The 26,423-nt window shown below is 71.2% G+C and carries 21 protein-coding genes; 11 read left to right on the top strand and 10 right to left on the bottom strand.

Annotated features, from left to right (window positions below; all coding sequences use genetic code 11):
• Positions 1-80 precede the first annotated feature (80 nt).
• From ACYUD3_RS26730 to ACYUD3_RS26720, 3 genes are all read left to right on the top strand, one after another.
• On the top strand, positions 81-671 hold the full coding sequence (locus ACYUD3_RS26730) for a DUF742 domain-containing protein (RefSeq protein WP_470974751.1): 591 nt from the start codon (positions 81-83) through the stop codon (positions 669-671).
• A complete protein-coding gene (locus ACYUD3_RS26725) occupies positions 652-1,233 on the top strand; it encodes a GTP-binding protein (RefSeq protein ID WP_029183992.1) in 582 nt (193 codons plus the stop codon). Before ACYUD3_RS26730 ends, ACYUD3_RS26725 begins: the two co-directional genes overlap by 20 nt.
• A gap of 82 nt (positions 1,234-1,315) precedes the next feature.
• Positions 1,316-4,048, top strand: a complete 2,733-nt coding sequence (locus ACYUD3_RS26720) for an NACHT domain-containing protein (RefSeq protein WP_470974748.1) — start codon at positions 1,316-1,318, stop codon at positions 4,046-4,048.
• 63 nt (positions 4,049-4,111) lie between these two features.
• Here the strand turns inward: ACYUD3_RS26720 and ACYUD3_RS26715 are convergent, their stop codons facing one another.
• A complete protein-coding gene (locus ACYUD3_RS26715) occupies positions 4,112-4,303 on the bottom strand; it encodes an acyl-CoA carboxylase subunit epsilon (RefSeq protein ID WP_470974746.1) in 192 nt (63 codons plus the stop codon).
• A gap of 35 nt (positions 4,304-4,338) precedes the next feature.
• Entirely contained in the window at positions 4,339-5,934 is a 1,596-nt protein-coding gene (locus ACYUD3_RS26710) for an acyl-CoA carboxylase subunit beta (protein ID WP_470974743.1), read from the bottom strand.
• Between the two features lie 320 nt (positions 5,935-6,254).
• Here ACYUD3_RS26710 and ACYUD3_RS26705 point away from each other — a divergent pair, with 320 nt between their 5' ends.
• The 3 genes from ACYUD3_RS26705 (at position 6,255) to ACYUD3_RS26695 (ending at position 9,158) form a co-directional block, all read left to right on the top strand.
• On the top strand, positions 6,255-6,866 hold the full coding sequence (locus ACYUD3_RS26705; protein WP_470974740.1) for a YceI family protein: 612 nt from the start codon (positions 6,255-6,257) through the stop codon (positions 6,864-6,866).
• A 534-nt stretch (positions 6,867-7,400) separates the two neighbouring features.
• A complete protein-coding gene (locus ACYUD3_RS26700; RefSeq protein WP_470974737.1) occupies positions 7,401-8,021 on the top strand; it encodes a hypothetical protein in 621 nt (206 codons plus the stop codon).
• 351 nt (positions 8,022-8,372) lie between these two features.
• Entirely contained in the window at positions 8,373-9,158 is a 786-nt protein-coding gene (locus ACYUD3_RS26695) for a S1 family peptidase (RefSeq protein WP_470974734.1), read from the top strand.
• Positions 9,159-9,281: 123 nt separating this feature from the next.
• Here the strand turns inward: ACYUD3_RS26695 and ACYUD3_RS26690 are convergent, their stop codons facing one another.
• The 7 genes from ACYUD3_RS26690 to ACYUD3_RS26660 form a co-directional block, all read right to left on the bottom strand.
• On the bottom strand, positions 9,282-10,601 hold the full coding sequence (locus tag ACYUD3_RS26690; RefSeq protein ID WP_470974731.1) for a hypothetical protein: 1,320 nt from the start codon (positions 10,599-10,601) through the stop codon (positions 9,282-9,284).
• A 92-nt stretch (positions 10,602-10,693) separates the two neighbouring features.
• A complete protein-coding gene (gene cimA / locus ACYUD3_RS26685; protein WP_470974728.1) occupies positions 10,694-12,304 on the bottom strand; it encodes a citramalate synthase in 1,611 nt (536 codons plus the stop codon).
• A gap of 244 nt (positions 12,305-12,548) precedes the next feature.
• A complete protein-coding gene (locus ACYUD3_RS26680; protein ID WP_470974725.1) occupies positions 12,549-13,637 on the bottom strand; it encodes a branched-chain amino acid aminotransferase in 1,089 nt (362 codons plus the stop codon).
• A gap of 224 nt (positions 13,638-13,861) precedes the next feature.
• A complete protein-coding gene (locus ACYUD3_RS26675) occupies positions 13,862-14,905 on the bottom strand; it encodes a 3-isopropylmalate dehydrogenase (RefSeq protein ID WP_470974722.1) in 1,044 nt (347 codons plus the stop codon).
• A gap of 92 nt (positions 14,906-14,997) precedes the next feature.
• Complete coding sequence (locus ACYUD3_RS26670; protein ID WP_470974719.1) at positions 14,998-15,138, bottom strand: hypothetical protein; 141 nt, start codon at positions 15,136-15,138, stop codon at positions 14,998-15,000.
• A 248-nt stretch (positions 15,139-15,386) separates the two neighbouring features.
• Positions 15,387-17,018 (bottom strand): L-glutamate gamma-semialdehyde dehydrogenase, encoded by a 1,632-nt coding sequence (gene pruA, locus ACYUD3_RS26665; RefSeq protein ID WP_470974717.1) that lies wholly within the window; start codon positions 17,016-17,018, stop codon positions 15,387-15,389.
• Positions 17,019-17,038: 20 nt separating this feature from the next.
• Positions 17,039-17,965: a proline dehydrogenase family protein gene (locus tag ACYUD3_RS26660; protein WP_470974714.1), complete on the bottom strand. Its 927-nt coding sequence runs from the start codon at positions 17,963-17,965 to the stop codon at positions 17,039-17,041.
• A 126-nt stretch (positions 17,966-18,091) separates the two neighbouring features.
• Here ACYUD3_RS26660 and ACYUD3_RS26655 point away from each other — a divergent pair, with 126 nt between their 5' ends.
• The 5 genes from ACYUD3_RS26655 to ACYUD3_RS26635 all read left to right on the top strand — a co-directional run bounded on the left by ACYUD3_RS26655 (position 18,092) and on the right by ACYUD3_RS26635 (position 24,584).
• Positions 18,092-19,462: a PucR family transcriptional regulator gene (locus ACYUD3_RS26655; protein ID WP_470974712.1), complete on the top strand. Its 1,371-nt coding sequence runs from the start codon at positions 18,092-18,094 to the stop codon at positions 19,460-19,462.
• A gap of 217 nt (positions 19,463-19,679) precedes the next feature.
• Complete coding sequence (locus ACYUD3_RS26650) at positions 19,680-21,170, top strand: ABC transporter substrate-binding protein (protein ID WP_470974710.1); 1,491 nt, start codon at positions 19,680-19,682, stop codon at positions 21,168-21,170.
• 5 nt (positions 21,171-21,175) lie between these two features.
• Positions 21,176-22,966, top strand: coding sequence for an ABC transporter permease subunit (locus tag ACYUD3_RS26645; RefSeq protein WP_470974708.1), 1,791 nt, complete (start codon positions 21,176-21,178; stop codon positions 22,964-22,966).
• Entirely contained in the window at positions 22,963-23,901 is a 939-nt protein-coding gene (locus ACYUD3_RS26640; RefSeq protein WP_470974705.1) for an ABC transporter ATP-binding protein, read from the top strand. The genes ACYUD3_RS26645 and ACYUD3_RS26640 overlap by 4 nt, the downstream gene beginning before the upstream one ends.
• A complete protein-coding gene (locus tag ACYUD3_RS26635) occupies positions 23,898-24,584 on the top strand; it encodes an ATP-binding cassette domain-containing protein (RefSeq protein WP_470974702.1) in 687 nt (228 codons plus the stop codon). The genes ACYUD3_RS26640 and ACYUD3_RS26635 overlap by 4 nt, the downstream gene beginning before the upstream one ends.
• Positions 24,585-24,658: 74 nt before the next feature.
• Here the strand turns inward: ACYUD3_RS26635 and serA are convergent, their stop codons facing one another.
• Positions 24,659-26,248: a phosphoglycerate dehydrogenase gene (serA, locus tag ACYUD3_RS26630; protein ID WP_470974700.1), complete on the bottom strand. Its 1,590-nt coding sequence runs from the start codon at positions 26,246-26,248 to the stop codon at positions 24,659-24,661.
• Positions 26,249-26,423 lie beyond the last annotated feature (175 nt).

Genomic DNA, 26,423 nt, shown 5'->3' with positions numbered 1-26,423 from the left:
GACGTCCCGAGGCCGTAGTGTTTCGGGACGCGGCTCCACACACGGTGATGGTGCGCGGCGCAGTCGGAGGAGGAGAGAAAGTGGCAACACCCCCAGGCGGTTCCCATCCGGGCGACTGGTCGTACGGCCCTGCCCAGGGCCAGGGCGACGGCGCCCAGACCCCGAACCGCTTCAACTTCCCCTCCTCCCCCAGCCGGCCACGCCAGCCGTACTCCCCGTACGAGCAGCAGCCGCAGGCCCCGCAGCCGCCCCAGGCTCCGCAGGCCCCGCGCATCCAGCCCGTGCAGCCGCCGCGCCGCACCCCCGAGCCGTCGCCCGCCGGCTCCTCGAACAACCCCCTGGTCCGTCCCTACGCCATGACCGGCGGCCGGACGCGCCCCCGCTACCAGCTCGCCATCGAGGCACTGGTGCACACCACCGCGCAGCCGCATCAGATGCAGGGTCAGCTGCCCGAGCATCAGCGGATCTGCAACCTGTGCCGCGAGATCAAGTCGGTGGCGGAGATCTCCGCCCTGCTGACCATCCCTCTCGGCGTGGCCAGGATTCTCGTCGCCGACTTGGCGGAGGCGGGCCTGGTCGCCATCCATCAGCCCGGCGGCGACGAGAACGCCGGTGGCCAGCCAGACGTGACACTGCTCGAAAGGGTGCTCAGTGGACTTCGCAAGCTCTAGCGGCGGTCCTTCCCGCTCCACCACCTCCGCGAAAATCGTGGTGGCGGGCGGCTTCGGCGTGGGCAAGACCACGTTCGTGGGTGCCGTCTCGGAGATCAATCCGCTGCGTACCGAGGCCGTGATGACGTCCGCTTCCGCGGGCATCGACGACCTCACCCACACCGGGGACAAGACGACGACGACGGTCGCCATGGACTTCGGTCGTATCACGCTCGACCAGGATCTGATCCTGTATCTCTTCGGTACGCCCGGCCAGGACCGGTTCTGGTTCATGTGGGACGACCTGGTGCGGGGTGCGATCGGGGCGATCGTGCTGGTGGACACCCGTCGGCTGGCGGACTGCTTCCCCGCGGTGGACTACTTCGAGAACAGCGGGCTGCCGTTCGTGATCGCGCTGAACGGGTTCGACGGGAATCAGCCTTATTCGCCGGACGAGGTGCGGGAGGCGTTGCAGATCGGGCCGGACACGCCGATCATCACGACGGACGCCCGGCATCGGGCGGATGCCAAGTCGGCGCTGATCACGTTGGTGGAGCATGCGCTGATGGCTCGCCTGCGGTAGCGCGTTCGGCTGTTGCGGTTGCGGCCCTTGTCTTCCTTGTGGGGAGATGGGGGCCGTTATTCGTTTCCGGGGGTGGGTTTTGATGAACGCGGAGCTGGCGGCCACGGAGTTGGGGCAGGCCGTGGCCCGGGGGGCGGCCCGGGCCTGGCTCGGCGGGGACGCCGGGGTGGGGCTGACGGATCTCGTACGGGCGCGGGTCGGCCGGATGCGGTTGCGAAGCAGTGTGCTGCGGCAGTTCGGGGAGATCTCCGACGCGGTGTACGACCGGCTGGAGGCTTATCTGGAGCGGGAGTTCAGGGGGTGGGGGGAGGAGGAGCAGCGGGTTGTCGTCGAGCGGGTGTGCGCGGCTCTGAACGGAGTCGGGCTGGGTGGGGAGGGGCATCATCCGGCCGAGGTGGTGCGGAGGGTGGTGGCGGAGGCCGAGGTCGAGGGGGGCTTGGCCGGGGCCTTGTTCGCCGAGTGCTGTGAGTACGGGGTGCGGGTGGTCCGGGCGTTGCCTGTCTTCGATGAGCAGGGGGCCGCTTGGGGGTTCGGGGCCGAGGTGGCCCGGATGCTGGAGAGGCTGCCGGACCGGTCGCTGTTCGCGCCGGAGGGGGTCGGGCTGGACGGGGCTTTTCGGCGGCGGTATCTGGAGCTGGTGAGTTCGGCGCTGGATGAGGTGGAGTTGTTCCGGCGAGGGTCGGATAAGGGGGTGGGGCGGGCTCGGCTGTCGGTGGCTTACGTGAGTCTGCGGGCCACTGGGGAGGGGGGCCGGCGGAAGGCTCGGGTACTGCCCTTGGTGCGGCCCGACATGGGCGGCTGGGAGTCCTCCGGGTGGGAGTCGGCCGGACTGCGGGTCGAGGCGGCTCTGAGTGGCGCTCAGCTGGTGTTGCTGCGTGGGGAGGCGGGGTCCGGGAAGACAACGCTGTTGCGGTGGCTGGCGGTTACCGCGGCTCGGGGCGCCTTCACCGACGAGCTGGCGGAGTGGAACGGGCTCACTCCGGTGTTCGTGAAGCTGCGGGAGTTCAGCGGGGAGGCGCTGCCTGCTCTTGACGCGATTCTGGATTCTGTGGCTGGGCCTATCACCGGGGTGATGCCCAAAGCCTGGGTGGAGCGGCAGTTCGCGGCGGGGGCGGTGTTGCTGCTCGTCGATGGGGTGGACGAGTTGCTGGATGGTGAGCGGAGGGGGGTTCGGGAGTGGGTACGGAAGTTGCTCGCCGCGTATCCGGAGGTACGGGTGGTGGTGACCTCACGGCCGGCGGCAGCGGGGAGCGACTGGCTCAAGCGGGAGGGGTTCACCGCGCTGCATCTGGATCAGATGACTCCGCCGGATATCACGGCCTTCGTGCAGCAGTGGCATTCGGCTGTACGGGAGTTGGGGGATGAGTTGCCGTGTGCGGTGGATGAGCTGCCTCGGTATGAGCAGTCGTTGCTGAACAGCTTGAAGGATCGCACGCATTTGCAGTCGTTGGCAGGGACGCCGTTGCTGGCGTCGATGCTGTGCGCGATGCACTTGAATCGGGGGAGTCAACTTCCGCGTGATCGGATGGAGTTGTACCGGAGCGCTCTGCATACGCTGGTTCATGAGCGGGACGCCGATCGGAATGTGCCCAGTGCGGCGGGTGATCTGCTGAGCCTGGGCGACAAGATGGTGTTGCTGCGGGATCTGGCGTGGCGGCTGTCCGACAACAACCGGAGCCAGATCTCGCTGGACCAGGCGGAGAATTTCGTCGGGCGGAAACTGGCGGGGATGCGGCATCTTCCGGAGCCGGACGGTGTGCGAGTGCTTGAGCAACTGCGCGGGCGGTCCGGGGTGTTGCGGTCACCTGCCGAAGGTAAGTTGGATTTCGTGCACCGGACGTTCCAGGAGTATCTGGCGGCGGCCGAGGCAGTGGACGAGGACCGGATCGGGAATCTTGTCGAGCGGGCGCATCTGGATATCTGGCGCGAGACCGTCATCATGGCTGCGGGGCATGCGAATCGGCGGCAGCGGGAGGAGTTGCTGGGCGGGATTCTGGATCGGGCCGAGCAAGAGTCTCGGCGGGCGCGGAAGTTGCGGTTGGTGGCGGCTGCTTGTCAGGAGACGGTGCCGTCTTTGTCGGGGGAGTTGGCGGAGCGGGTGGATTGGGCGGTGGGGGCGCTGCTTCCGGCGCGGCGGGCGAAAGATCCGTATGCGTTGGCTGCGGTGGGGCCGAGTCTTTTGCGGAAGATGCCTCGGTCGCTGGCCGGGCTGTCCGACAAGGCCGCTGTGCAGACGATACGGACGGTAGCCCTGATCGGCGGACAAGAAGCGTTGTCCCTGCTGGCCAGCTACACAGATGACGAACGCGACAACGTTAAAAGAGAACTCATGGCCGCCTGGAGCTACTTCGACGCGGACGTTTACGCGGCCGAGGTATTGGGTGATCTGCCTCTGGCGGACTCCGTCATCCAGCTGTCCTATATAAACCAATGGCCTGCGGCGGCCAAACTACCCAGCATCCGCCATGTGCTCATCGAATATCACGTCGCAGACCTCACCCCGGTTGCCCATCTTCCACCGCTCAAGACACTGGGGCTCCTCAGTCGCCACCCCAGCCCCAGCCTCGCCCCATTGAAGGCCCAGCCATCTCTGGAAAACCTGTATCTGGTGGGACCGACCACACCGGCAGATCTGGAATTGCTCAGCGGGCTGCCGAATCTGACCTACCTGGAAATCACCGGAACGGACGTCAAGTCCTGGCTGGAGAAAGCGGCTCTTCCGCCCAAACTCAGCTACCTCATTCTCAGCCGCTGTCTCCTCCCCGACGACCCAGCCGCCCTCGACATCCCCGGCGTAAAAGTCCACATCACCTGAACACACCCCAGCCCCGCCCTCCCAAGGAGAGCGGGGCTGTAAGTGTCGTGAAAGAACCTGCTGTCAGCGCCAGCTGTGCGGGGCCCGGAAGCCGCCCTCGCGCTCCAGGCGGCGCCAGCCCGCGCGGGCGTGCGGGCGGTGGGTCGGGGTCTCGGTGGGACGGGACGCCGCGCGGGCCAGCAGGATCGCCGTGATCGCCGCGACTTCCTCCGGCTCTGCGTGACCCTTTTCGACGCGGATATCAGGGGAGTTCATGAGGCTCAGTCTCCGTGAATGAGGTTTCCGCAGGGTTACTGCGGGGGGTTGCCGTGCTTGCGGGACGGCAGGTCCGCGTGCTTGGACTGAAGCATCGCCAGGGACTTGACGAGAACCTCGCGGGTCTCCGCGGGGTCGATGACGTCGTCGACCAGGCCGCGCTCGGCGGCGTAGTACGGATGCATCAGCTCCGCCTTGTACTCCTTGACCATGCGCGAACGCATCGCCTCGGGGTCCTCGGCGCCCGCGATCTGCCGGCGGAAGATGACGTTGGCGGCACCTTCGGCGCCCATGACGGCGATCTCGTTGGTGGGCCAGGCGTAGGTGAGGTCGGCACCGATGGACTGGCTGTCCATGACGATGTAGGCACCTCCGTACGCCTTGCGGAGGATCAGGGAGATGCGCGGGACCGTCGCGTTGCAGTACGCGTACAGGAGCTTCGCGCCGTGGCGGATGATGCCGCCGTGTTCCTGGTCGACGCCGGGAAGGAACCCGGGTACGTCCAGGAAGGTGACGATCGGGATATTGAAAGCGTCACACATCTGCACGAACCGCGCAGCTTTTTCGGACGCCTCGATGTCCAGGACGCCGGCGAGGGTCTGCGGCTGGTTGGCGACGATGCCCACCACCTGGCCGTCCAGCCGGGCCAGGGCGCAGATGATGTTGCGGGCCCAGCGCTCGTGGACCTCGACGTACTCGCCGTCGTCGACGATCTCCTCGATGACCTTGGTCATGTCGTACGGGCGGTTGCCGTCGGCCGGGACCAGGTCGAGGAGGACGTCGCTGCGGCGGTCCACGGGGTCGGTGGCGGCGACGCGGGGCGGGTTCTCGCGGTTGTTCTGCGGGAGCAGCGACAGGAGGTAGCGGACCTCCGCGATGCAGGTCTCCTCGTCGTCGTACGCGAAGTGGCAGACGCCGGAGGTCTCCGCGTGGACGTCGGCGCCGCCGAGGCCGTTCTGGGTGATCTCCTCGCCGGTCACCGCCTTGACGACGTCGGGGCCCGTGATGAACATCTGGGACGTCTCGCGGACCATGAAGACGAAGTCGGTGAGGGCGGGGCTGTAGGCCGCGCCGCCCGCGCAGGGGCCGAGCATCACGCTGATCTGCGGGATGACGCCGGAGGCCTTGGTGTTGCGCTGGAAGATGCCGCCGTAGCCGGCGAGGGCGCTGACGCCCTCCTGGATGCGGGCGCCGGCGCCGTCGTTGAGGGAGACCAGGGGGGCACCGGCCGCGATGGCCATGTCCATGATCTTGTGGATCTTCGTGGCGTGGGCCTCGCCGAGGGCGCCGCCGAAGATGCGGAAGTCGTGGGCGTAGACGAAGACCGTGCGGCCCTCCACCGTGCCCCAGCCGGTGATGACGCCGTCGGTGTAGGGCTTCTTCGACTCCAGGCCGAAGCCGACCGCGCGGTGCCTGCGCAGCTGCTCGACCTCCTGGAAGGAACCGGGGTCGACCAGCAGCTCGATGCGCTCGCGGGCGGTCAGCTTGCCCTTGGCGTGCTGGGCCTGGGTCGCCTTCTCGCTCGGACCGGCGAGGGCCTGCGCGCGGATCTCGTGCAGTTCGGCCACCCGGCCGCGCGCGTCGGTGGGTTCGCCCGCCGGACCACCGGTCGCATCTTCCAAAACGGTCATGTAGCGACCATACGAAGAGGAGCAAGGATTCCGAGACGTCGACTCTGTACAGTCTCCGGCGCGTTTTCCTGGTAGCCCTGAACAGAAGCGGGTGGGGGCGAGCCGTTTCTGACTGCTCAGGGGGGTCGTGACTTGTCAGGGGTCCACAAAGGGCCGGATGAGATGCCAGTCACAGAGGGGCGCGCGTCGAGCTTAGCGCTCTGTCCGGGATGGCCCGTTCCGGCGGCGCGGGACCCGTTTCGGAGGCGGCCGGGGCCGACGGAGAGTAACGTCGGGAACACCGTACGGATGATGTTGAAGCTGTCCCCAAGGAGTCAGCCATGGGTATCTTCGGCCGTAAGAACGACGCCTCCGAGGCCGCCGCCGAAGCGGCCGGTGCCGTGGGCGCGGACCTCGCCGCTCTCACCGGCGACTACACGATCGACCCCGCCCACTCCACGCTCGGCTTCACCGCGCGGCACGCGATGGTGACGAACGTGAAGGGCAAGTTCGACGAGTTCACCGGCACGCTGCATCTCGACGGCGCCGATCCGTCCGCCTCGTCGGCCGTGATCGACATCCAGATGGACAGCATCGACACCGGTTCCGCCGACCGTGACGGGCATCTGAAGAGCGCGGACTTCTTCAAGACCGACGAGTTCCCGGCGATGACGTTCCGCTCGACCAAGGCGGAGTCGCTCGGCGGGGACGACTACCGGCTCACCGGCGATCTCACCATCCTCGGCACCACCCGGCCGATCTCCATCGACCTGGAGTTCAACGGCGCCGCCAAGGACCCGTTCGGCAACGAGCGGGTCGGCTTCGAGGGCAAGGCCGAACTGCTGCGCTCCGACTGGGGGATCACGTGGAACGCGGCGCTGGAGACGGGCGGGGTGCTGGTGTCGGACAAGATCAAGCTGAACTTCGACATCTCGGCGATCCGGCAGGGGTAGGGCGGGGCAGGGGGAGAGGCGGGACAGCCAAGGTCCGGCGCGGGAGAGGCGGGACAGCCAAGGTCCGGCGCGGGAGAGGCGAGGTCGTCGAGACCCGGCGCGGGAGAAGCGAGGTCGCCGAGACCCGGCGCGGGAGAAGCGAGGTCGCCGAGGCCCGGCGGGGAGAGGCGCGAAGCCGCAAAGGGCGTTCGGCCCCGGTCCCGCAAAGGGCGTTCAGCCCGTCCCGCAAGGGCCGTTCGACCCAGTCCCGGTGAGCCGGTCCGCCCTCCCCCGCCGGTCCGACCGGACCGGATCTTCGCGATCCGGCAGTCCGGTCCCCGCAGACCTCACCGTCCCGCCCCCGGTCCGGTAACGTCGATCCCGGCGCCCGCCTTCCGCTTCCCCCGTGCGGAGGGCGGGCGTTTCTGTCATTTCCGGTCGCAACTGGAGCCGCCGACACCAGTATTGGTCCATTCCGGGCAAACGGAACCAACGGGTCTTCGCTGTCCGTATTCCGGGCATCAGACAGGCCCGAGTCCGCTGACAGGAGAGACCATGAGCACGATGTCCGGCCCCCAGTACTACCCGGGCGCCGACCGGTCCCACTGGTACCAGACGAAGTTCGGCGGCGCCCGTATGGACGTCAACGTCCTCGTCCTGCACACCACCGAGGGCCGTTCCCTCCCCGACTACCAGGGCGGCGCGGTCGCCCCCAACCTCACCGCGGTCCCCGACTTCGGCGCGCAGAAGCTCCGTTGGTACCAGCACTTCTGCATCGACATCTCCTCCCGCGCCCTGGTGAACCTCCCGGGCGGGGTGGAGACGAACACCCTGAACGTCACGCAGATCGAGCTGGTCGGCACCTGCGACCCCGAGACCCACACCAAGTGGCAGTCCCAGCCGCACATCTACTGGCCCAAGGCTCCCGACTGGGCCCTCAACGAAGTGGCCGACTTCATCCGCTGGCTCAACGCCAACCACAACGTCCCCCTCACCGGCCCCTCCCTCTGGCCCCCCTACCCCACCTCCGCGGGCAACGGCGGCGGCCAACGCATGAGCTTCGCCCGCTGGAACGCGTTCCATGGGATCTGCGGGCACATGCATGTGCCCGAAAACGATCATGGCGACCCCGGCGCCATCGACTTCCAGCGGCTGTTGGGGTTCGCGCGGGGTTAGGGCGCATGCCGGGCGGACCCTTCTGAGGGTCCGCCGGCGCCAGAAGCCGGGCGGCGCCGGAAGCCGGGCGGCTCCGGAAGTGGGCGGCTCCGGAAGTGGGCGGCTCCGGAAGTGGGCGGCTCCGGAAAGTCCCTCGGCGCCAGAAGCTGCGCCACTTCCCCCCTCCCCCTGACCGAAAATCGCCCCTTGCCCCACCCCCACCCCCCTGTCCCATAATCCACTCACAGTTCTTTGACCGGTCCATGACACTCCCATGGCTCATTCATGGTCCGGCCTCGCTCTGGCGTACCGCACAGCCTCCGTCGGACAGCCGTCCGCCCCACCACCCCCCTCACGGAAGGCAGCACCAGGATGAAGCTCCTCAAGACGCTCAAGAGATGTATCGCCGCAGCGGCGGTCTCCCTCGCGGTCGTCAGTCTTCAGCCGGTCTCCCCCGCCCAGGCCGCCCCCAACCCCGTGATCGGCGGATCCCGGGCCACGCAGGGCGAGTTCCCCTTCATGGTCCGCCTCTCGATGGGCTGCGGCGGCGCCCTGTACACGCAGCAGATCGTGCTAACGGCGGCGCACTGTGTCGGCGCGACCGGCGCCAACACCAGCATCACGGCGACCGCGGGGGTCGTGGACCTCCAGTCCACCACCGGCCGCCAGCAGGTGCGTTCGACGTACGTCTACCGCGCGCCCGGCTACAACGGCACCGGCAAGGACTGGGCGCTGATCAAACTCGCGTCCCCGATCACGGGCCTGACGACGCTGCCGATCGCGACCAGCACCACGTACAACACCGGGACGTTCACCATCGCCGGCTGGGGCGCGGCCGTCGAGGGCGGGGCGCAGCAGCGGTACATGCTGAAGGCGACCGTGCCGTTCATCTCGGACGCCACCTGCCGTAGCTACGGCGGCTCGTACAGCGGGCTCGTCGCGAGCGAGGAGATCTGCGCCGGGTTCGCGGCCGGCGGCACCGACACCTGCCAGGGCGACTCCGGCGGCCCGATGTTCCGCCGTGACGCCAACAACGCCTGGATCCAGGTCGGCATCGTGAGCTGGGGCGACGGCTGCGCCCGCCCGAACGCGCCCGGCGTCTACACGGAGGTCTCCACCTTCGCCTCCGCGATAGCGACCGCCGCGCGCACCCTCTGACGGCCACCGTTACGCCCTAGAGCGACGGCCACCGCGACACCGTAGAGCGACGGCCACCGCCCTCGTAACGCAAAGGCCCGGCACCGCTTCTCCCCCGGTGCCGGGCTCTCGTACACCCACCCCTCAGAAATCCCCGCCGAAGTCCCCTCCCCCGCCCCCACCTCCGTCCCCGAACCCCCCGCCGAAGTCCCCGGGGTCGAAGTCCGCGCCCGAGACGTCCCCGCCGGCGTACCCCTGATCCCCGCCGTCCGCAGAGGCCGCGTACGACGGGCCCGCCATCAAGCCGCCCAGCATCGTTCCGGCGAGCAGGCCCGGCAGCAGGCCGCCGCCTGCGAAGCCGCCGAAGTAGCCGCCCGCCCAGGGGCCGTACGCCGGGCCCGCCTCCCAGTACGGGCGGCGGCCGTAGTCGCTGTCGACCTCCCGGATCACCGGGTCGCGGCCGTCGCGCAGCCGGGTCGCGTCCGCCGCGCAGACCGGGACCTGGCGGGCGCTGCCGCCGGGCGGGGTCCAGTCGGCGTCGGTGACCGACGGGCCGTGGCGGGGGTCGAAGAAGCAGGGCGGGCGGCGCTCGGGGAGGGGGCGGTGTTCGCGGCGGGCCGCGAGCTGGGCCAGGGAGAAGCGGCCCTCCTCCAGGGCGCGGGTCACCTGCTGGACGTCCTGCGGGCGGGTCGCGGCGGTCATCGCGGCCTTCGCCTGGTCGTAGGAGTCGAGGGCGCGTTCGTAGTCCGCGCGCATCGCGTCGTCGGCGCCCGCCTCGGCCGGGTGGAAGTCGAGGCGGTCGAGTTCCTCGCCGAAGGAGGTGATGTCCTCGTCGACGACGACCCGCAGCCGGGCCAGCGCGGCCTGGCGCTCCTCCTCCTTGTGCCGCCTGGAGCGGCGTACGAGGGCGTAGGCGCCCGCGCCGGCGACGGCCAGCACCGCGGCGGTGGTGATCAGGGTGCCGGCCGGGAAGTTGGCGCCGTGGTCCCAGCTGGTGGGGGCGTTGCCGGACATGTTGGCGAGGGCGCGGGCGGTGAAGTCGGTCAGCTGGGTCTGCGGGTCGGTGGTCGCCGCGACGCTGGTGACCAGGTTCTGTACGGCCGTCCGGGGCAGGACCACCGAGTCGGCGCGGGCGTCGAAGCGGGTGCCGAGGCGGATCGCGTACAGGCCGGTGACGCCGGTGGCGGTGCGGAGGTTCTGGAAGAGGTTCGCGGTGGGGTAGTCGGCCGGGAGGACGGCGACGAACAGGGGTTTGTCCGCGTTCTCGATCCGGTCCGCCAGCTTTTTCGCCTGGGCTTCGGGGAGCGTGCCGCGAACCGCCGGGTCCACGTACACGGGGTTCTCCCGGAGGGACTCGGCGATCGTCGACAGGCTCGTGACGGCCGCGGCGGGCGGGGCGCCTGTCGTGAGCAGCACCAGGACGAGCGACGCCAGCCAGGCCAGGGCAACACCTCTGACCTTCATGTCCGCGACGCTACCCGAAGTCGCCGGGTACGGCTGTCCGGGGCGGCGGGGGCCTTGTGGGCTTTTCGCGTGCGGCGGTCAGGGGGTGGTGCTCACTGCGCCGGTGTCACGCCCGCCCGCAGCAGCCCGTACGTGTAGGCGTCCTCCAGGGCCTGCCAGGAGGCGGCGATGACGTTCTCGGCGACCCCGACCGTGGACCACTCGCCGGCGCCGTCGCTGGTGGAGATGAGGACGCGGGTGGTGGACGAGGTGCCGTGGACGCCTTCCAGGATGCGGACCTTGTAGTCCACCAGCTCCAGCTTGGCGAGCTGGGGGTAGATCTTCTCCAGGCCGACGCGCAGGGCGCGGTCGAGGGCGTTGACGGGGCCGTTGCCCTCGGCGGTGGCGACGATGCGCTCGCCCTTGGCCCAGAGTTTGACGGTGGCCTCGTTGGCGTGGGTGCCGTCGGGGCGGTCCTCGACGATCGCGCGCCAGGACTCGGTCTCGAAGTAGCGCAGGGGGGCGCCCTTGACCTCGGTGCGCAGGAGCAGTTCGAAGCTGGCGTCGGCCGCCTCGTAGGTGTAGCCCTTCAGCTCCCGGTCCTTGACGCGTTCGACGACCCGGCCGACGAGTTCGCGGTCGCCGCCGAGGTCGATGCCGAGTTCCTTGCCCTTGAGCTCGACGGAGGCGCGGCCCGCCATGTCGGAGACCAGCATGCGCATGCGGTTGCCGACGAGGGCGGGGTCGGTGTGCTGGTAGAGGTCGGGGTCGACCTTGATCGCGGAGGCGTGCAGTCCGGCCTTGTGGGCGAACGCGGAGACGCCGACGTAGGGCTGGTGAGTGGAGGGCGTGAGGTTGACGACCTCGGCGACGGCGTGCGAGATCCGGGTCATCTCGGCGAGCTTGCCCTCGGGCAGGACCTGCTTGCCGTACTTCAGCTCCAGGGCGGCGACGACGGGGAAGAGGTTGGAGTTGCCGACGCGTTCGCCGTAGCCGTTGGCCGTGCACTGGACGTGGGTGGCGCCCGCGTCGACGGCGGCGAGGGTGTTGGCGACGGCGCAGCCGGTGTCGTCCTGGGCGTGGATGCCGAGGCGGGCGCCGGTGTCGGCGCGGACGGTCGCGACGACGGCCTGGACCTGGGCGGGGAGCATGCCGCCGTTGGTGTCGCACAGGACGACGACGTCGGCGCCCGCGTCGCTCGCGGCGCGCACGACGGCCTTGGCGTACTCGGGGTTGGCGCGGTAGCCGTCGAAGAAGTGCTCGCAGTCGACGAAGACGCGGCGGCCCTGGGACGTGAGGTGGCCGACGGTGTCCCTGACCATCTCCAGGTTCTCGTCGAGGGTGGTGCGCAGGGCGAGTTCGACGTGCCGGTCGTGGGACTTGGCGACCAGGGTGATGACCTCGGCGCCGGAGTCGAGCAGCGCCTTGACCTGTGGATCCTCGGCGGCTTTGCCGCCGGCGCGGCGGGTGGCGCCGAAGGCGACGAGCTGGGCGTGGCGGAAGGTGATCTCCTGCCGGGCGCGGGCGAAGAACTCGGTGTCGCGGGGGTTGGCGCCGGGCCAGCCGCCCTCGATGAAGCCGACGCCGAACTCGTCCAGGAGGCGGGCGATCGCGAGCTTGTCGGCGACGGTGAGGTTGATGCCCTCGCGCTGGGCGCCGTCGCGGAGGGTGGTGTCGAAGACGTGGAAGGCGTCGTCGGGGCGGCCGGTTTCCGGTGCGGTCATGGTCTCGGGGCTCCTCGGTGCTCTCCTGGAAAACGAAAAGACCCCTCGCGGGATGCGAGAGGTCTGCGCGCGGGTCTACGACGTGGGAGGTCGGGTACTCGGTCGGTACCTCTTGCCTCACTGCGGACCGGCGCGCCTGCTGCCAATCATCACGGCGAACGAGAGCACGGAGGCAGTTTGGCACAGACCGCCTCCGTGGTCGCGCGCGTCTCAGTATGCGAACCCGGGTCCGGGATGCGGCGGGTCAGCCGATCGTGTGCATCCAGCCGTGCTGGTCGGCGGTCCTGCCGCGCTGGATGTCGAGCAGCGCCTCCCGCAGTTTGAGGGTGACCTCGCCGGGCTCGCCGCCCGACTGCTGCCACTGCGCGCCGGCCCGCTTGACGGTGCCGACGGGGGTGATGACGGCGGCGGTGCCGCAGGCGAAGACCTCGGTGAGGGTGCCGTTCTCGGCGTCGCGCTGCCACTGGTCGAGGGAGATGCGGGTCTCCTCGGAGGTGTAGCCGAGGTCGCGGGCGACGGTGAGGAGGCTGTCGCGGGTGACGCCGGCGAGGAGGGAGCCGGTGAGGGCGGGGGTGACGATCTTGTCGCCGTAGACGAAGTACAGGTTCATGCCGCCCAGCTCCTCGATCCACTTGTGCTCGACGGCGTCGAGGTAGCAGACCTGGTCGCAGCCCTTCTCGGCGGCCTCGGCCTGGGCGAGGAGGGAGGCGGCGTAGTTGCCGCCGGTCTTGGCGTCGCCGACGCCGCCGGGGACGGCGCGGACGCGGTCCTCGGAGGCCCAGATGGAGACGGGCTTGACGCCGCCGGGGAAGTAGGCGCCGGCCGGGGAGGCGATGACGACGAAGAGGTACTCGTTGGCGGGCTTGACGCCGAGCCCGACCTCGGTGGCGATCATGAAGGGGCGCAGGTAGAGGGATTCCTCACCGCCGTGCGCCGGGACCCAGTCCTGGTCCTGGCGGACGAGTTTGTCGCAGGCCTCGATGAAGGTGTCGACCGGGAGTTCGGGCATGCCCATGCGGTGCGCGGAGGACCGGAAGCGCTGGGCGTTCTTCTCGGGGCGGAAGAGGGCGACCGAGCCGTCGGGCTGGCGGTAGGCCTTGAGGCCCTCGAAGATCTCCTGCGCGTAGTGCAGGACGGTCGTCGCCGGGTCGAGGGAGAGCGGGCCGTACGGGACGAGCTGTCCGTCGTGCCAGCCGCGGCCCTCGGTCCAGCGGATCGTCACCATGTGGTCGGTGAAGTGCCGGCCGAAGCCGGGGTTGCTCAGCATGGCCTCGCGCTCGGCGGCGGCGAGCGGGCTGGCGGAGGGCTTGAGCTCGATCGTGGGCGTCGTCATCAGTGGTTGTCCTTCACCGGTTGTAGTGACGGGCCGCGCGCGCCGCCGTGTCAGCTCTCCCGCGTCGCGCGGCTCCGCGTTCGATTATCGCGCGGGGCGGGCAGGGGAGGAAACGGGGTGAATGCGGCCAGGGTTGATGGTGACACCCGGCGGGGACATGACGGAAGCCGCCGGGCGCGGTGTGGGCGACCCGGCGGCTTCGGTGTGCGGAAAGCGGCGCGGGCCTACTCGGCTACGCGTACGGCGAGGGCGTCGCCGATCTCGGTGGTGGAGCGGGCGGGCAGGGTCGCGCGCTCGGTGAGGTCGGCGGTGACGGCCGTCTCGACGCGGGCCGCCTCGGTCTCGTAGCCGAGGTGGCGCAGGAGCAGGGCGACGGACAGGACCGTGGCGGTGGGGTCGGCCTTGCCCTGGCCCGCGATGTCCGGGGCCGAGCCGTGGACGGGCTCGAACATGGACGGGTAGGCGCCGGAGGGGTTGATGTTCCCGCTCGCGGCGACGCCGATGCCGCCGGAGACGGCCGCGGCGAGGTCGGTGATGATGTCGCCGAAGAGGTTGTCGGTGACGATGACGTCGAACCGCGCGGGGTCGGTGACCAGGTAGATGGTCGCCGCGTCGACGTGGATGTAGTCGGTGGTGACCTCGGGGTACTCGGCGGCCACCTTGTTGAAGACGTTCGTCCACAGGTGCCCGGCGAAGGTCAGCACGTTGTTCTTGTGGACCAGCGTGAGCTTCTTGCGCGGGCGGGCCTGGGCGCGGGCGAAGGCGTCGCGCACGACGCGCTCGACACCGAAGGCCGTGTTCACGGAGACCTCGGTGGCCACCTCGTGCTCGGTGCCCTTGCGGATCGTGCCGCCGTTGCCCGTGTAGGGGCCCTCGGTGCCCTCGCGGACGACGATGAAGTCGATCTCGGGCGATCCGGCGAGGGGGGTCGCGACGCCGGGGAGCAGCTTCGACGGACGCAGGTTGACGTGGTGGTCGAAGGCGAAGCGGAGCTTCAGCAGGAAGCCGCGCTCCAGGACGCCGGAGGGGACGCTCGGGTCACCGATCGCGCCCAGCAGGATGGCGTCGTGCTCCTTGAGGGAGTCGAGGTCGGCGTCGGTGAGGGTCTCACCGGTGGCGTGGTAGCGCCGGGCGCCGAAGTCGTACTCCTTGGTCTCCAGCTTCACATCCTCCGGGAGGACGGCGGAGAGGACCTTGAGGCCTTCGGCCACGACTTCCTGGCCGATGCCATCACCGGGGATGACTGCGAGAGCGATGCTGCGAGACATGTCGGCAGCCTATCCGCTTGTCCCAGGGGGTGACACGGGGCGTCCGGGATGCGGACACCCCGTGGGTGCGGACCGCCGGCCTGTGCGCGGGGCTAGTGGCCGGTCTCGCCGCCGTTGTCGCGGCGGTCGAGGGCGCGCTGGAGGGCCGCGGCGGCGTTCGCGGCGTTCTCGCGGTCGGACTCGCTGGTGCGGGAGACGTGGCGGACTCGGCGGCGGACGATCGTCTCGGCCATGGGAATGCGGCTCCTTAGCGAGAAACGGGCGGGAGGCCGAAGAAGGGGCGGGGAGCCGCGGACCGCAGGGGTGGCCTGCGCAGGGGTCCGGCTCTCGTCCGCCGTCCGCCGGGGTCGGGCGGGTTGTTCGGCTCCTACCACGCTAGAGGAGAGCGCTTTGTATGTCTCCGTACTTACTCGGACTTCCTACTATCTGAGACGGCGGCGCGGCCGGACCCTCGTCGCACCGGGTCCGGCCGCACCCACGCTCACCCCATGTGCGGGTACGTGTACTCGGTCGGCGGGACCAGGGTCTCCTTGATCGCCCGGGTCAGCGTCCAGCGCAGCAGGTTCTGCGGGGCGCCCGCCTTGTCGTCGGTACCGGAGGCCCGCCCGCCGCCGAAGGGCTGCTGGCCGACGACCGCGCCGGTCGACTTGTCGTTGACGTAGAAGTTCCCGGCGGCGTACCGCAGCTTCTCCATCGTGTACGAGGCCGCCGCCCGGTCGCCGGCGATGACCGAGCCGGTCAGGGCGTAGTCGGAGACCGACTCCATCTGGGTCAGCATCGCGTCGTACTCCTCGTCCGCGTAGACGTGCACGGCGAGGAAGGGGCCGAAGTACTCGGTGCGGAAGACCTCGTTGCCGGGGTCGGTGCACTCGACGACCGTGGGGCGCACGAAGTAGCCGGCCGAGTCGTCGTAACGGCCGCCCGCGACGATCGTGCAGGCCGGATCCTGCCGCGCCCGGTCGATGGCGGCCTTGTTCTTGGCGAAGGCGCGCTCGTCGATGACGGCGCCGATGAAGTGGGAGAGGTCGGTGACGTCGCCCATCGTGATTCCGTCGACCTCGGCCGCGAACTCCTCGCGGAAGCCGTCGTTCCAGATGGACGCCGGAATATAGGCGCGGGAGGTCGCGCTGCACTTCTGGCCCTGGTACTCGAAGGCGCCCCGGGTGAGGGCGGTCTTGAGGACGGCGCGGTCGGCGCTCGGGTGGGCGACGACGAAGTCCTTGCCGCCGGTCTCGCCGACCAGGCGCGGATAGGCGCGGTACTTCTCGATGTTGGCGCCGACCGTCTTCCACAGGTACTGGAAGGTCTTGGTCGAGCCGGTGAAGTGGATGCCCGCCAGGTCCCGGTGTTCCAGGGCGACTTCGGAGACGGCGAGGCCGTCGCCGGTGACGAGGTTGATGACGCCCTTGGGCAGCCCGGCCTCTTCGAGGAGCCGCATCAGCAGGACGGCCGAGTGGGTCTGGGTCGGGGACGGCTTCCAGACGACGACGTTGCCCATCAGGGCCGGCGCGGTCGGCAGGTTCCCTGCGATCGCCGTGAAGTTGAAGGGCGTGATCGCGTAGACGAAGCCCTCCAGCGGGCGGTGGTCGAGGCGGTTCCAGACGCCCGGGGAGTTCGCCGGGGGCTGTTCGGCGAGGATCTGGCGGGCGTAGTGGACGTTGAAGCGCCAGAAGTCGACCAGTTCGCACGGGGAGTCGATCTCGGCCTGCTGGGCGGTCTTGGACTGGCCGAGCATCGTGGACGCGGCGATCGTCTCCCGCCAGGGTCCGGCGAGGAGTTCGGCGGCGCGCAGGATGATCGCGGCCCGGTCGTCGAAGGACATGGCCCGCCAGCCGGGCGCGGCGGTGAGCGCGGCGTCGATCGCGTCGCGGGCGTCCTGCCGCGTGGCGTTGCGGTAAGTGCCCAGCACGGCACGGTGGTTGTGGGGCTGTACGACGGTGAAGGCGTCGCCGCCGCCCATCCTCTTCGCGCCGCCGATCGTGCACGGCAGGTCGGCCGGGTTCTCCGCCAGCTCCTTCAACTTCGCCTCCAGCCGGGCCCGTTCGGGCGAGCCGGGGGCGTAGCCGTGCACCGGCTCGTTGACGGGGACGGGGACCTGGGTGACGGCGTCCATCGGTAACTCCCTTGTGAGGATCAGCGCTTGGTCAGAGTGGAGCGGACGAAGAACCGGAGGTTGGCGGGCTTCTCGGCGAGGCGGCGCATGAAGTAGCCGTACCAGTCGGTGCCGTAGGCGGTGTAGACGCGCATCCGGTGGCCCTCGGCGGCGAGGCGGAGGTGTTCCTCGCCGCGGATGCCGTAGAGCATCTGGAACTCGTACTCGTCGGGCTTGCGGTGGGCGCGGTGGGCGAGTTCCTGGGCGATGGAGATCAGGCGGGGGTCGTGCGAGCCGACCATGGGGTAGCCGGTGCCGTCCATCAGGGTGCGCAGGACGCGGACGTACGCCTTGTCGATCTCGGCGCGCTGCTGGTAGGCGACCTCGGCGGGCTCCTTGTACGCGCCCTTCACGAGCCGTACCCGGCTGCCGTTCGCGGCGAGGCGGCGGGCGTCGGCCTCGGTGCGGAAGAGGTAGGCCTGGATGACGCAGCCGGTGGCGGGGAAGTCGCGGCGCAGTTCGTCGTGGATCGCGAACATCGAGTCGAGGGTGGTGTGGTCCTCGGCGTCGAGCGTGACGGTCGTACCGATGGCGGCGGCGGCCTCGACGACCTGGCGGACGTTGGCCAGCGCGATGTCGTGGCCGCCGGGCAGGCCCTGGCCGAACATCGACAGCTTGACGGACATCTCGACCTTCGGACCGAGGCCGAGCCCGCGCAGTCTTCCGACGAGCTGGAGATAGGCGTCGCGGGCGGCGGTCGCCTGGGCGGGGGTGGTGATGTCCTCGCCGACGACGTCCATCGTCAGCTCAAGGCCCTGCCCGGTCAGCTCGCGGATGACGGGGACGACGTCCTCGACGGTCTCCCCCGCGATGAAACGGTCCACGACCTGCTTGGTCACAGGGGCCGCGGAGATCAGCCGGCGCATCCGGTCGCTGCGCGACGCGGCGAGAATCACGGGACCCAGCAACGGGCACCTCCACGGAAAGTTGCGGCCCGCACGGGCCGTGAGCACCAAGTCACCGTGAACCTATGGATCTCTCCGATCCTTAGCCATCGACAGCTGTCACGCATCCGTGCCGCAGATCTCAGACAGATGTATGAGAAGGGTTCGGCCAGGGCGCAGAATGTCCGGGTGACAGCCGATTACCAGGACCTGGTCGACGAGATCTCCGCCCTCCTGGGCGTCCCCGCGACCCTGGAGAACCGCGACTTCGAGCTGATCGCCTTCGGCGCGTACGACAGCGAGGGCGAGCTGGACGCGTCCGCGCTGGACCCGGTCCGGGCCCGCTCGATCCTCACCCGCCGCTCGACGGCCGCCGTCCGCGCCTGGTTCGAGGGGTTCGGCATCACGCGGGCGACGGGTCCGGTGCGGATCCCGCCGGCGCCGGAGGCGGGCGTCCTCCAGGGCCGCATCTGCCTGCCGGTCCGGCACCGGGGGGTGGTCCTCGGCTACGTCTGGCTCCTGGACGACGACCCCGACGACGCCCGCCTGTCCGCCGCGATGCGGGTGGCGGAGCGGATCGGGGGGCTGCTGGCGGACGAGCACCAGCATGGGGCCGACCTGAGCCGGGAGCTGCGGGCGGTGCTGACGGGCGAGCGGGGGTGGGAGACGGCGCTGGGGGAGCTGCGTTCGGCGCTGGGGGTGCGGGGGGAGGGGGCGCAGGTGGTGGTGTGTGTGACGCCGTGGGGGGAGGAGGGGGTGTCGGTACGGAATCTGGCGGGGGCGTTGGCGGCTTGTACGGTGCCTTGGGGTTGGGGGGTGGCGGGTTCTTCAGGTGCGGCGGGTTCGGGGGCGGCGGCTTCGGGGGCGGTGGCTTGGGGGGCGGCGAGTTCTTCGGGAGCAGCGGCTTGGGGGGCGGCGAGTTCTTCGGGGACGGCGGCTTCGGGGACGGCGGCGGGTTCGGATACGGCGGCTTGGACTCCTTCGGCATCGTCAGCCCCTCCGGCTTCTTCCGGTGCCGCCGGGCAGGCGCTCGCCGTGCTGGTGCGGGCGCGGCCCGGGGTCTCCGCCGGGGCGCGGCTGCTGGAGCGGGCCGGGGCGGGGGCCGTCGCCGGGGTCGCGGAGGTGCGGACGGGGCTCGGGGAACTGGCCGTCGCGTGGCGGGAGGCGGCGGGCGCGGCGCGGGCGGCGCGGGCGGAGGCGCGGCTGGGGCCGGTCGCGGAGTGGGGGCGGATCGGGGTGTACCGGATGCTGACGGCACTGGGGGACGTACGCGATCCGGCGGTGGCGCCGCTGCTGCTGCCCGCGCACCGGGAGCTGGCGCGGACGGCGGAGGTGTACCTGGACCGCGCGGGGCAGGCGGGGCGGACGGCGGCGGAGCTGGGGGTGCACCGGCAGACGCTGTACTACCGGCTGTCGCGGGTGGAGCGGCTGACGGGGCTGGATCTGGGGGACGGGGAGGATCGGCTGTTGCTGCATATGGGGTTGAAGGGGGCGCGGTTGGGGGGACGCCTCTCGCAATAGGCGTCTCTCGGAGTGCGCGGTGCCTTCCGGGCGCCGTCCTTGAAGCGAGCGGCGCTCCCCGAGCCGCCGTCCTTGAAGCGAGCGGCGCTCCCCGAGCCGCCTTCCCGAAGTGCCCGGCGCTCGAAAGCGAGAGCGATTATTGAAAACGATTGTCATCATGTTACGGTCAGGCCCGCCCCCTTGACCGCCCCTTTACCCACCCCACCCGGAGGGTCCCGTGCGCCTGCCCGCTCGCCGTCCGCTGCCCGCCACCGCCCTCACGGCCGCCTCCGCGCTGCTCCTCGCCGGATGCTTCACGGGCTCACCCGAGTCCGGAGCCGACGGCGGCAAGCGCATACGCGTCGCGATGATGCAGCCCCCCAGATCCGGCCTCTCCCCCCTCTCCGACGACGCGTTCAAACTGTCCCGCTGGTCCACCGCCGAGACCTTGGTGAAGCTGGACGCGGACGGCGACGCGAAGCCCTCGCTGGCCACCAAGTGGACCCGATCGGGCCGGAGTTGGACGTTCACGCTGCGGGACGGGGTGACCTTCCACGACGGCACGAAGCTGGACGCGGCGGCCGTCGTACGGTCGCTCACGCGCGCCGCGACCGCCTCGCCCAAGCCGCGCATCCTGGACGGCGTCGACCTGACGGTGAAGGCGGCCGGCGACACCGTCGTCGTCACGACCGCCGACGAGGACCCCCTGGTCCCGCAGCGGCTCAGCTCGCCGCAGCTGTCGGTGCTCGCGGCGAAGGCGTACGCGGGGCGGACGGTGAACCCGGTGGGCGCGGGGACCGGGCCGTTCGAGCTGGTGAAGGTGAACGGGACGACGTCCGCCGCGCTCGACCGGTACGACGGGTACTGGGGCGCGAAGGCCAAGTCCCCTGGAATAGACGTGAAGTTCGTGCCGGACGGGACCGCGCGGGCCGCCGCCCTGCGCAGCGGCGAGGCGGACATCGTGGAGGCGGTGCCGGTGTCGCAGGCCGCGCTGCTGGACCAGAAGCTGATCACCGAGGTGCCGATGCCGCGCACCAACACCCTTTATCTGAACACCTCTTCGGTCCCCTTCAAGGACGCCTCGCTGCGGGCCGCCGCCCGGGAGGCGATCGACGCGGAGTCGATCGTGAAGGGCGTGTACGAGGGCCGCGCGGACGTCGCCCAGGGTCTGCTCGGACCGGCGCTGCCGTGGGCGGCGGCGCTGCGCAAGCCGGTGAAGCGCGCCGCCGCCGGTGACCCGAAGGGGCGGTCGGTCACGATCGGCACCTTCACCGACCGCGCCGAACTCCCCGAGGTCGCCGCCGCGCTCCAACAGCAGCTCCAGAAGGCCGGGTTCAAGGTGAAGCTGGAGGTCCGCGAGTACGCGGCCATCGAATCCGACGCGCTGGCGGGGAAGTTCGACGCGTTCATCCTCTCCCGCGCGACCGTCCTCGACTCCGGCGACCCGGCCGCCTACCTCTACAGCGACTTCGCCTCCGACGGCTCCTTCAACATCGCCCAGCTCAAGAACCCTGCTGTGGACGCCGAGTTGAGGAAGGCGGGCGCGACGCCGACCGGGGACGCCCGGCGGGCCGCGATCATCGCCGGTGAAGCCGCCGTGCTGGCCACGGACGCGGCGGTGCCGATGCTGCACGAGCGGGTCGTGCAGGGCGACGCGGCCGGGGTGAGCGGGGCCGCGCACGACCCCCGGGAGCGGGAGCTGGTGACCGCCGAGACGGTCGTCAAGTAGTGGGCATGAAGCCATCGGCAAGGGGCCGACTCCGGCCCGGCTCCGCCGCGTTGACCCGGCTCGCCGGTCTCCTCGCCGTCGTCGTCGCCGTCGGTCTCCTGCCCTGGCTCTCCGGGCGGGACCCGGCGCTGACGGTGCTGCGGGCGCGGTCGGCGGAGCAGGAGCCGACGCGGGAGGCGCTGGACGCGATCCGGCGGGACCTCGGTCTCGACGGCGGTCCCCTTTCCCTGCTGGGGAGTTGGGCCGGCCGGGCGCTGCGCGGGGACCTGGGCACGTCGTGGGTGTCGGGCACCGGCGTGCTGCCGTCGGCGGTCGCCGGGCTCCAGGTGTCGCTGGCGCTGATGGGCGCCGCGCTCGCCGTCGCCGTGCTGCTGGGCGCGCTGCTGGTGGCGCCGGTGCTGGTGCGGGGGCGGGGGTCGGCCGGGGCGGGGGCCGCGATGCTGGCGGCGGTGCCCGAATTCCTGCTGGCCACCGTCGGGTTGCTGGTGTTCGGGGTGTGGCTGGGGTGGCTGCCGACGTCCGGCTGGGAGGGTCCGGTGCATCTCGTGCTGCCCGCCGTGGCGCTCGGGGTGCCGGCCGGCGGGCTGCTCGGCCGGCTCGTCGCGGACGCGCTGCCCGCCGTGCTCGACGAGCGGTGGGTGGAGCTGTGGCGGGGCGCCGGGGTGAGCGGGGCGCGGGTCGCCGGGGCGGCGCTGCGGCGCGTACTCCCGCCGCTGGTACCGCAGTTCGGGATGGCCGCCGTCGGCCTGACCGGCGGCGCGGTCGCGGTGGAGACCGTCTTCGCGATCCCCGGCATCGGCCGCACGGCCCTGGGCGCCGCCAAGTCGCAGGACCTGCCGCTCCTCCAGGGCTCGGTGCTGGCCCTCCTCCTGCTGGGCCTCACCGTCGGCGCCCTCTGCGCGCTCCTGCGCCGCCGGCTGCTGGGCCCGGCCCTGCGCGACGCCTCCCTGGCCCTGCCCCCGCCCCGCCCGGTCCGCGTCCCGGCGGCCGTCCCCCTGGCCCTGTTCACCCTCCTGACGGTGACCACCGCCTGGGGCCTGCTGCGCGATCCGTACGACGTCCACACCGACTCCCGTCTGGCGGCGCCGAGTTGGGCGCACCCGCTGGGCACGGACGGGCTCGGCCGGGACGTCCTCGCCCGGCTCGGGCACGGCGCCGCGACGACCGTCGGCACGGCCGTCGCCGTCTGCGCGCTGAGCCTGCTCGTCGGGCTCGCCCTCGGTTTTCTTCCGGGTGTCGCCTCGGGCGCCGCCGACATCGCCAACGCGCTGCCGCCGGTGATCGTCGGCATCCTGGTCGCGGCCGTCTCCGGGCCCGGGACCGGCGGCGCGGCCCTCGCGGTCGCCCTGATCTCCTGGCCGCCGCTGGCCGCGCACACGGCGGCGCTGGTCCAGGAGGTGCGCGCGTCCGCTTTCCTGACCGCCCAACGGGCCATCGGGGCGACCCCGTTGTGGATCCTGACCCGGCACGTCCTGCCGACGGTCACAGCGCCGGTCGCCCGCCACGCCCTGCTCCGGCTGCCGGGGATCGCGCTGGCGCTGGCCTCGCTCGGCTTCCTGGGCCTGGGGGCCCAACCTCCGTCCCCTGAATGGGGGTTGCTGCTCGACGAGTCGCGGGCGTACGTGGAACGGGCGCCCTGGGCGGCGCTGGCGCCCGCGGTGGCGCTGGCGGTGCTGGCCGGGCTCGCGGTGTCGGGGGCGGCGTTCGTGGAGGGGAGAAAGCCGGCCGCCGGGAGAAAGCCCGCTACTGGGCGAAGAGGCAGCACCGGCAAGGGAGTTGAGGAGGCCCGCACATGACGCCCGCCGAAGACCTCGTACCCGAGAGCGCCCCCCTCCTCTCCGTCCGCGGCCTCCGCATCTCCTTCTCCGGTGTCGAAGCCGTCCGGGGCGTCTCCTTCGACGTCCACCAAGGTGAAGTCCTCGCGCTGGTCGGCGAGTCCGGCGCTGGCAAGTCCCTCACCGCGCGGGCGCTACTCGGGATGCTGCCCCGGGAGGCGGTCCAACGGGGCACGGTGACACCGGACTTGTCCGCGCACCGGGGCCGTCGTATCGCGCTGGTCCCGCAGGACGCGCTGGCCGCGCTGTCGCCCGTGCACCCCGTCGGGGACCAACTCGCCGCCGCCGTACGGTCGGTGCGGAAGGTGTCGCGGGCGCAGGCGCGGGCGGTGGCCGTCGGCGCGCTGGAGCGGGTCGGGATCGCGGACGCGGCGCGCAAGGCGCGGGCGTATCCGCACGAGTACTCCGGCGGGATGCGCCAGCGGGCGGTCATCGCGATGGCCACGGTCAACGAGCCGGACGTCCTGGTCGCCGACGAGCCCACCACGGCCCTCGACGAGGACCGCCGCGAGCAGATCCTGACCCTGCTGTGCGATCTGTCCTCGGCGCTGGTCCTGGTCACCCACGACGTGGAAGCGGTACGCCGGCACGCGGACCGGGCGCTGGTCATGTACGCCGGCCGGATCACCGAACTCGGCCCGGCGCAGGCGGTGTTGGACCGCCCCCTGGCCCCCTACACGGCGGGCCTGCTGGCCTCCCTCCCCGGGCGCGCCCGGGGCCGCCGGCTGACCGCGCTGCCCGGCACTCCCCCGGCGCCCGGCGACCTCCTCCAGGGCTGCGCGTTCGCCCCGCGCTGCCCGCTGGCGCGGGAGCGATGCCTGCGGGAGGAACCGGAGTTGACGCCCGCCGACGGCCGCCTGGTCGCCTGCCACCACCCGGAAGGGGCCACGCTGTGACCCTCCTCGACGTCCGTGACCTGGTCGTCCGCTACGGCGAGCGCACCGCCGTGGACGGCGTCTCCTTCGCCCTCTCCCCCGGTGAGACGCTCGCCCTCGACGGCCCCTCGGGCTGCGGCAAGTCGTCGACCGCGCTCGCCGTGCTCCAGCTGCGCCGCCCGCACAGCGGCCAAGTCCGGTTCGAGGGGCTGGAGTTGACGTCCCTCTCGGAACGCGAGCTGCGGCCCGTGCGACCGCGTATGCAGCCCGTCTTCCAGGACCCCTACGGCTCCCTCAGCCCCCGGCAGCGGGTGCGGGACGCCGTCGCCGAACCGCTGAAGGTACAAGGGCGTTGGGATCCCGAGACCGGTCCGGGCCAAGTCGCCGAGCTGCTTGAGCGGGTCGGGCTGGGGGCGGCGTACGGGGCGCGCAGGCCGGGCGAGTTGTCCGGCGGGCAGTGTCAACGCGTCGGTATCGCGCGGGCGTTGGCCTCCGAGCCGCGGCTGCTGGTGCTGGACGAGCCGGTCTCCGCGCTCGACCCCTCGGTGCGGGCCGGGGTGCTGAACCTCCTCGCCGACCTCCAGGAGGAGTTGCGGCTCGGCTATCTCTTCATCTGCCACGACCGGGCCGTCGTACGCCATGTCGCGGACCGGGTGGTGGAGTTGCGGGACGGGAGGGTCAGCGGGGAGTGGCGGCCCCGCTGATCCGGCAGCCGCTCGACTCCCCGGCCCCCAAAGGAAAAACGCCGGGCGCACCCGGCGTTTCCCCATACAACCGATCAGACCAGGTTCACCGCACGCGCCGAAGTCGCCCCGATCTCCGCGGACACCTCCGCCAGCACGCCCGCCGGAACCGCCTCGTCGACCGTCAGCACGGCCAGCGCCTCGCCGCCCGCCGCGAGCCGGGACACCTGCATGCCGGCGATGTTGATCCCCGCCTCGCCGAACACGCGGCCGACGGTGCCGACGACGCCCGGCCGGTCCTCGTACTGGAGGACGACGAGGTGGTCGGCGATCGCGAGGTCGACGTCGTACTCGCCGACCGCGACGATCTTCTGGAGGTTCTTCGGGCCGGCCAGCGTGCCGGAGACCGAGACCTCCGCGCCGTCGGAGAGGGTGCCGCGGACGGTGACCACGTTGCGGTGGTCGGTCGCCTCGGAGGAGGTCGTGAGGCGGACCTCCACGCCGCGCTCCTGCGCGAACAGGGGGGCGTTGACGTAGGACACGGTCTCCGCGACGACGTCCTCGAACACGCCCTTGAGCGCGGAGAGTTCGAGCACCTTGACGTCGTGCTGGGTGATCTCGCCGTACACCTCGACGTCGAGGCGGACCGCGACCTCGCCCGCGAGGGCGGTGAAGATGCGGCCGAGGCGCTCGGCGAGCGGCAGGCCCGGCTTGACGTCCTCGGCGATGACGCCGCCCTGGACGTTCACCGCGTCGGGGACCAGCTCGCCGGCGAGGGCGAGGCGGACGGACTTCGCGACGGCGATGCCGGCCTTCTCCTGGGCCTCGTCGGTGGAGGCGCCGAGGTGCGGGGTGGCGACGACCTGGTCGAACTCGAAGAGCGGGGAGTCCGTGCAGGGCTCCTTGGCGTACACGTCGAGCCCGGCGCCGGCAACGCGGCCCTCCTTGAGCGCCGAGTACAGCGCCTCCTCGTCGACGATCCCGCCGCGCGCGGCGTTGACGATGCGGACGGTCGGCTTGACCTTGCGCAGCGCCTCGTCGCCGATGAGGCCGACGGTCTCGGGGGTCTTGGGGAGGTGGACGGTGATGAAGTCGGCGACTTCGAGCAGCTCGTCCAGGGTGAGGACCTTGACGCCCATCTGGGCGGCGCGCGCGGGCTGGATGTAGGGGTCGTAGGCGACGACCTTCATGCCGAACGCGGACATCCGCTGCGCGACCAGCGCGCCGATGCGGCCGAGGCCGACGACGCCGAGGGTCTTCTCGGCCAGCTCGACACCCGTGTACTTGCTGCGCTTCCACTCGCCGTTCTTCAGCGCGGCGTTGGCCTGCGGGATGTGCCGGGCGGTGGCCAGCAGCAGGCCGCAGGCGAGCTCGGCGGCGGTGACGATGTTCGAGGTGGGGGCGTTGACGACCATCACGCCGGCCTTGGTGGCGGCGGAGACGTCGACGTTGTCCAGGCCGACGCCGGCTCGTGCGACGACCTTCAGCTGGTGCGCGGCGGCGATGGCCTCGGCGTCGACCTTGGTGGCCGAGCGGATCAGGATCGCGTCGACATCGGCGATCGCGGGGAGCAGTTCGGCTCGGTCCGCTCCGTTGCAGTGCCGGATCTCGAAGTCCGGGCCTAGCGCGTCGACGGTCGCGGGCGACAGCTCTTCAGCGATGAGTACGACAGGTTTCGAGCTCACGTGAGTCCTCACAGGTCCAATGCGCGGACGGCCGTCCCGACGGCCGCGGCGGAGGAGGGGGGCTACCGCGGAAGACGCACGACACTGTGGGCCTGACGCGTGATGTGCAGCAGTGTAGTGGCGCCGGGGGTTGTCTTCGACGCCGCTGCGGAAGGCCGGGGCGAGGGGCCCGGGG

The sequence above is a fragment of the Streptomyces sp. AMJ-169 genome, from assembly GCF_055597585.1.
The sequence above is the reverse complement of the archived record's forward strand: the minus strand, read 5'-3'. Positions and strand labels throughout refer to the sequence as shown.

Coding starts and splice junctions, on each gene's coding strand:
- ACYUD3_RS26720 (WP_470974748.1), top strand. CDS start 1,316: ATGAACGCGGAGCTGGCGGCCACGGAGTTGGGGCAGGCCGTGGCCCGG.
- ACYUD3_RS26715 (WP_470974746.1), bottom strand. CDS start 4,303: ATGAACTCCCCTGATATCCGCGTCGAAAAGGGTCACGCAGAGCCGGAG.
- ACYUD3_RS26710 (WP_470974743.1), bottom strand. CDS start 5,934: ATGACCGTTTTGGAAGATGCGACCGGTGGTCCGGCGGGCGAACCCACC.
- ACYUD3_RS26705 (WP_470974740.1), top strand. CDS start 6,255: ATGGGTATCTTCGGCCGTAAGAACGACGCCTCCGAGGCCGCCGCCGAA.
- ACYUD3_RS26700 (WP_470974737.1), top strand. CDS start 7,401: ATGAGCACGATGTCCGGCCCCCAGTACTACCCGGGCGCCGACCGGTCC.
- ACYUD3_RS26695 (WP_470974734.1), top strand. CDS start 8,373: ATGAAGCTCCTCAAGACGCTCAAGAGATGTATCGCCGCAGCGGCGGTC.
- ACYUD3_RS26690 (WP_470974731.1), bottom strand. CDS start 10,601: ATGAAGGTCAGAGGTGTTGCCCTGGCCTGGCTGGCGTCGCTCGTCCTG.
- cimA (WP_470974728.1), bottom strand. CDS start 12,304: ATGACCGCACCGGAAACCGGCCGCCCCGACGACGCCTTCCACGTCTTC.
- ACYUD3_RS26680 (WP_470974725.1), bottom strand. CDS start 13,637: ATGACGACGCCCACGATCGAGCTCAAGCCCTCCGCCAGCCCGCTCGCC.
- ACYUD3_RS26675 (WP_470974722.1), bottom strand. CDS start 14,905: ATGTCTCGCAGCATCGCTCTCGCAGTCATCCCCGGTGATGGCATCGGC.
- ACYUD3_RS26670 (WP_470974719.1), bottom strand. CDS start 15,138: ATGGCCGAGACGATCGTCCGCCGCCGAGTCCGCCACGTCTCCCGCACC.
- pruA (WP_470974717.1), bottom strand. CDS start 17,018: ATGGACGCCGTCACCCAGGTCCCCGTCCCCGTCAACGAGCCGGTGCAC.
- ACYUD3_RS26655 (WP_470974712.1), top strand. CDS start 18,092: ATGTATGAGAAGGGTTCGGCCAGGGCGCAGAATGTCCGGGTGACAGCC.
- ACYUD3_RS26645 (WP_470974708.1), top strand. CDS start 21,176: ATGAAGCCATCGGCAAGGGGCCGACTCCGGCCCGGCTCCGCCGCGTTG.
- ACYUD3_RS26640 (WP_470974705.1), top strand. CDS start 22,963: ATGACGCCCGCCGAAGACCTCGTACCCGAGAGCGCCCCCCTCCTCTCC.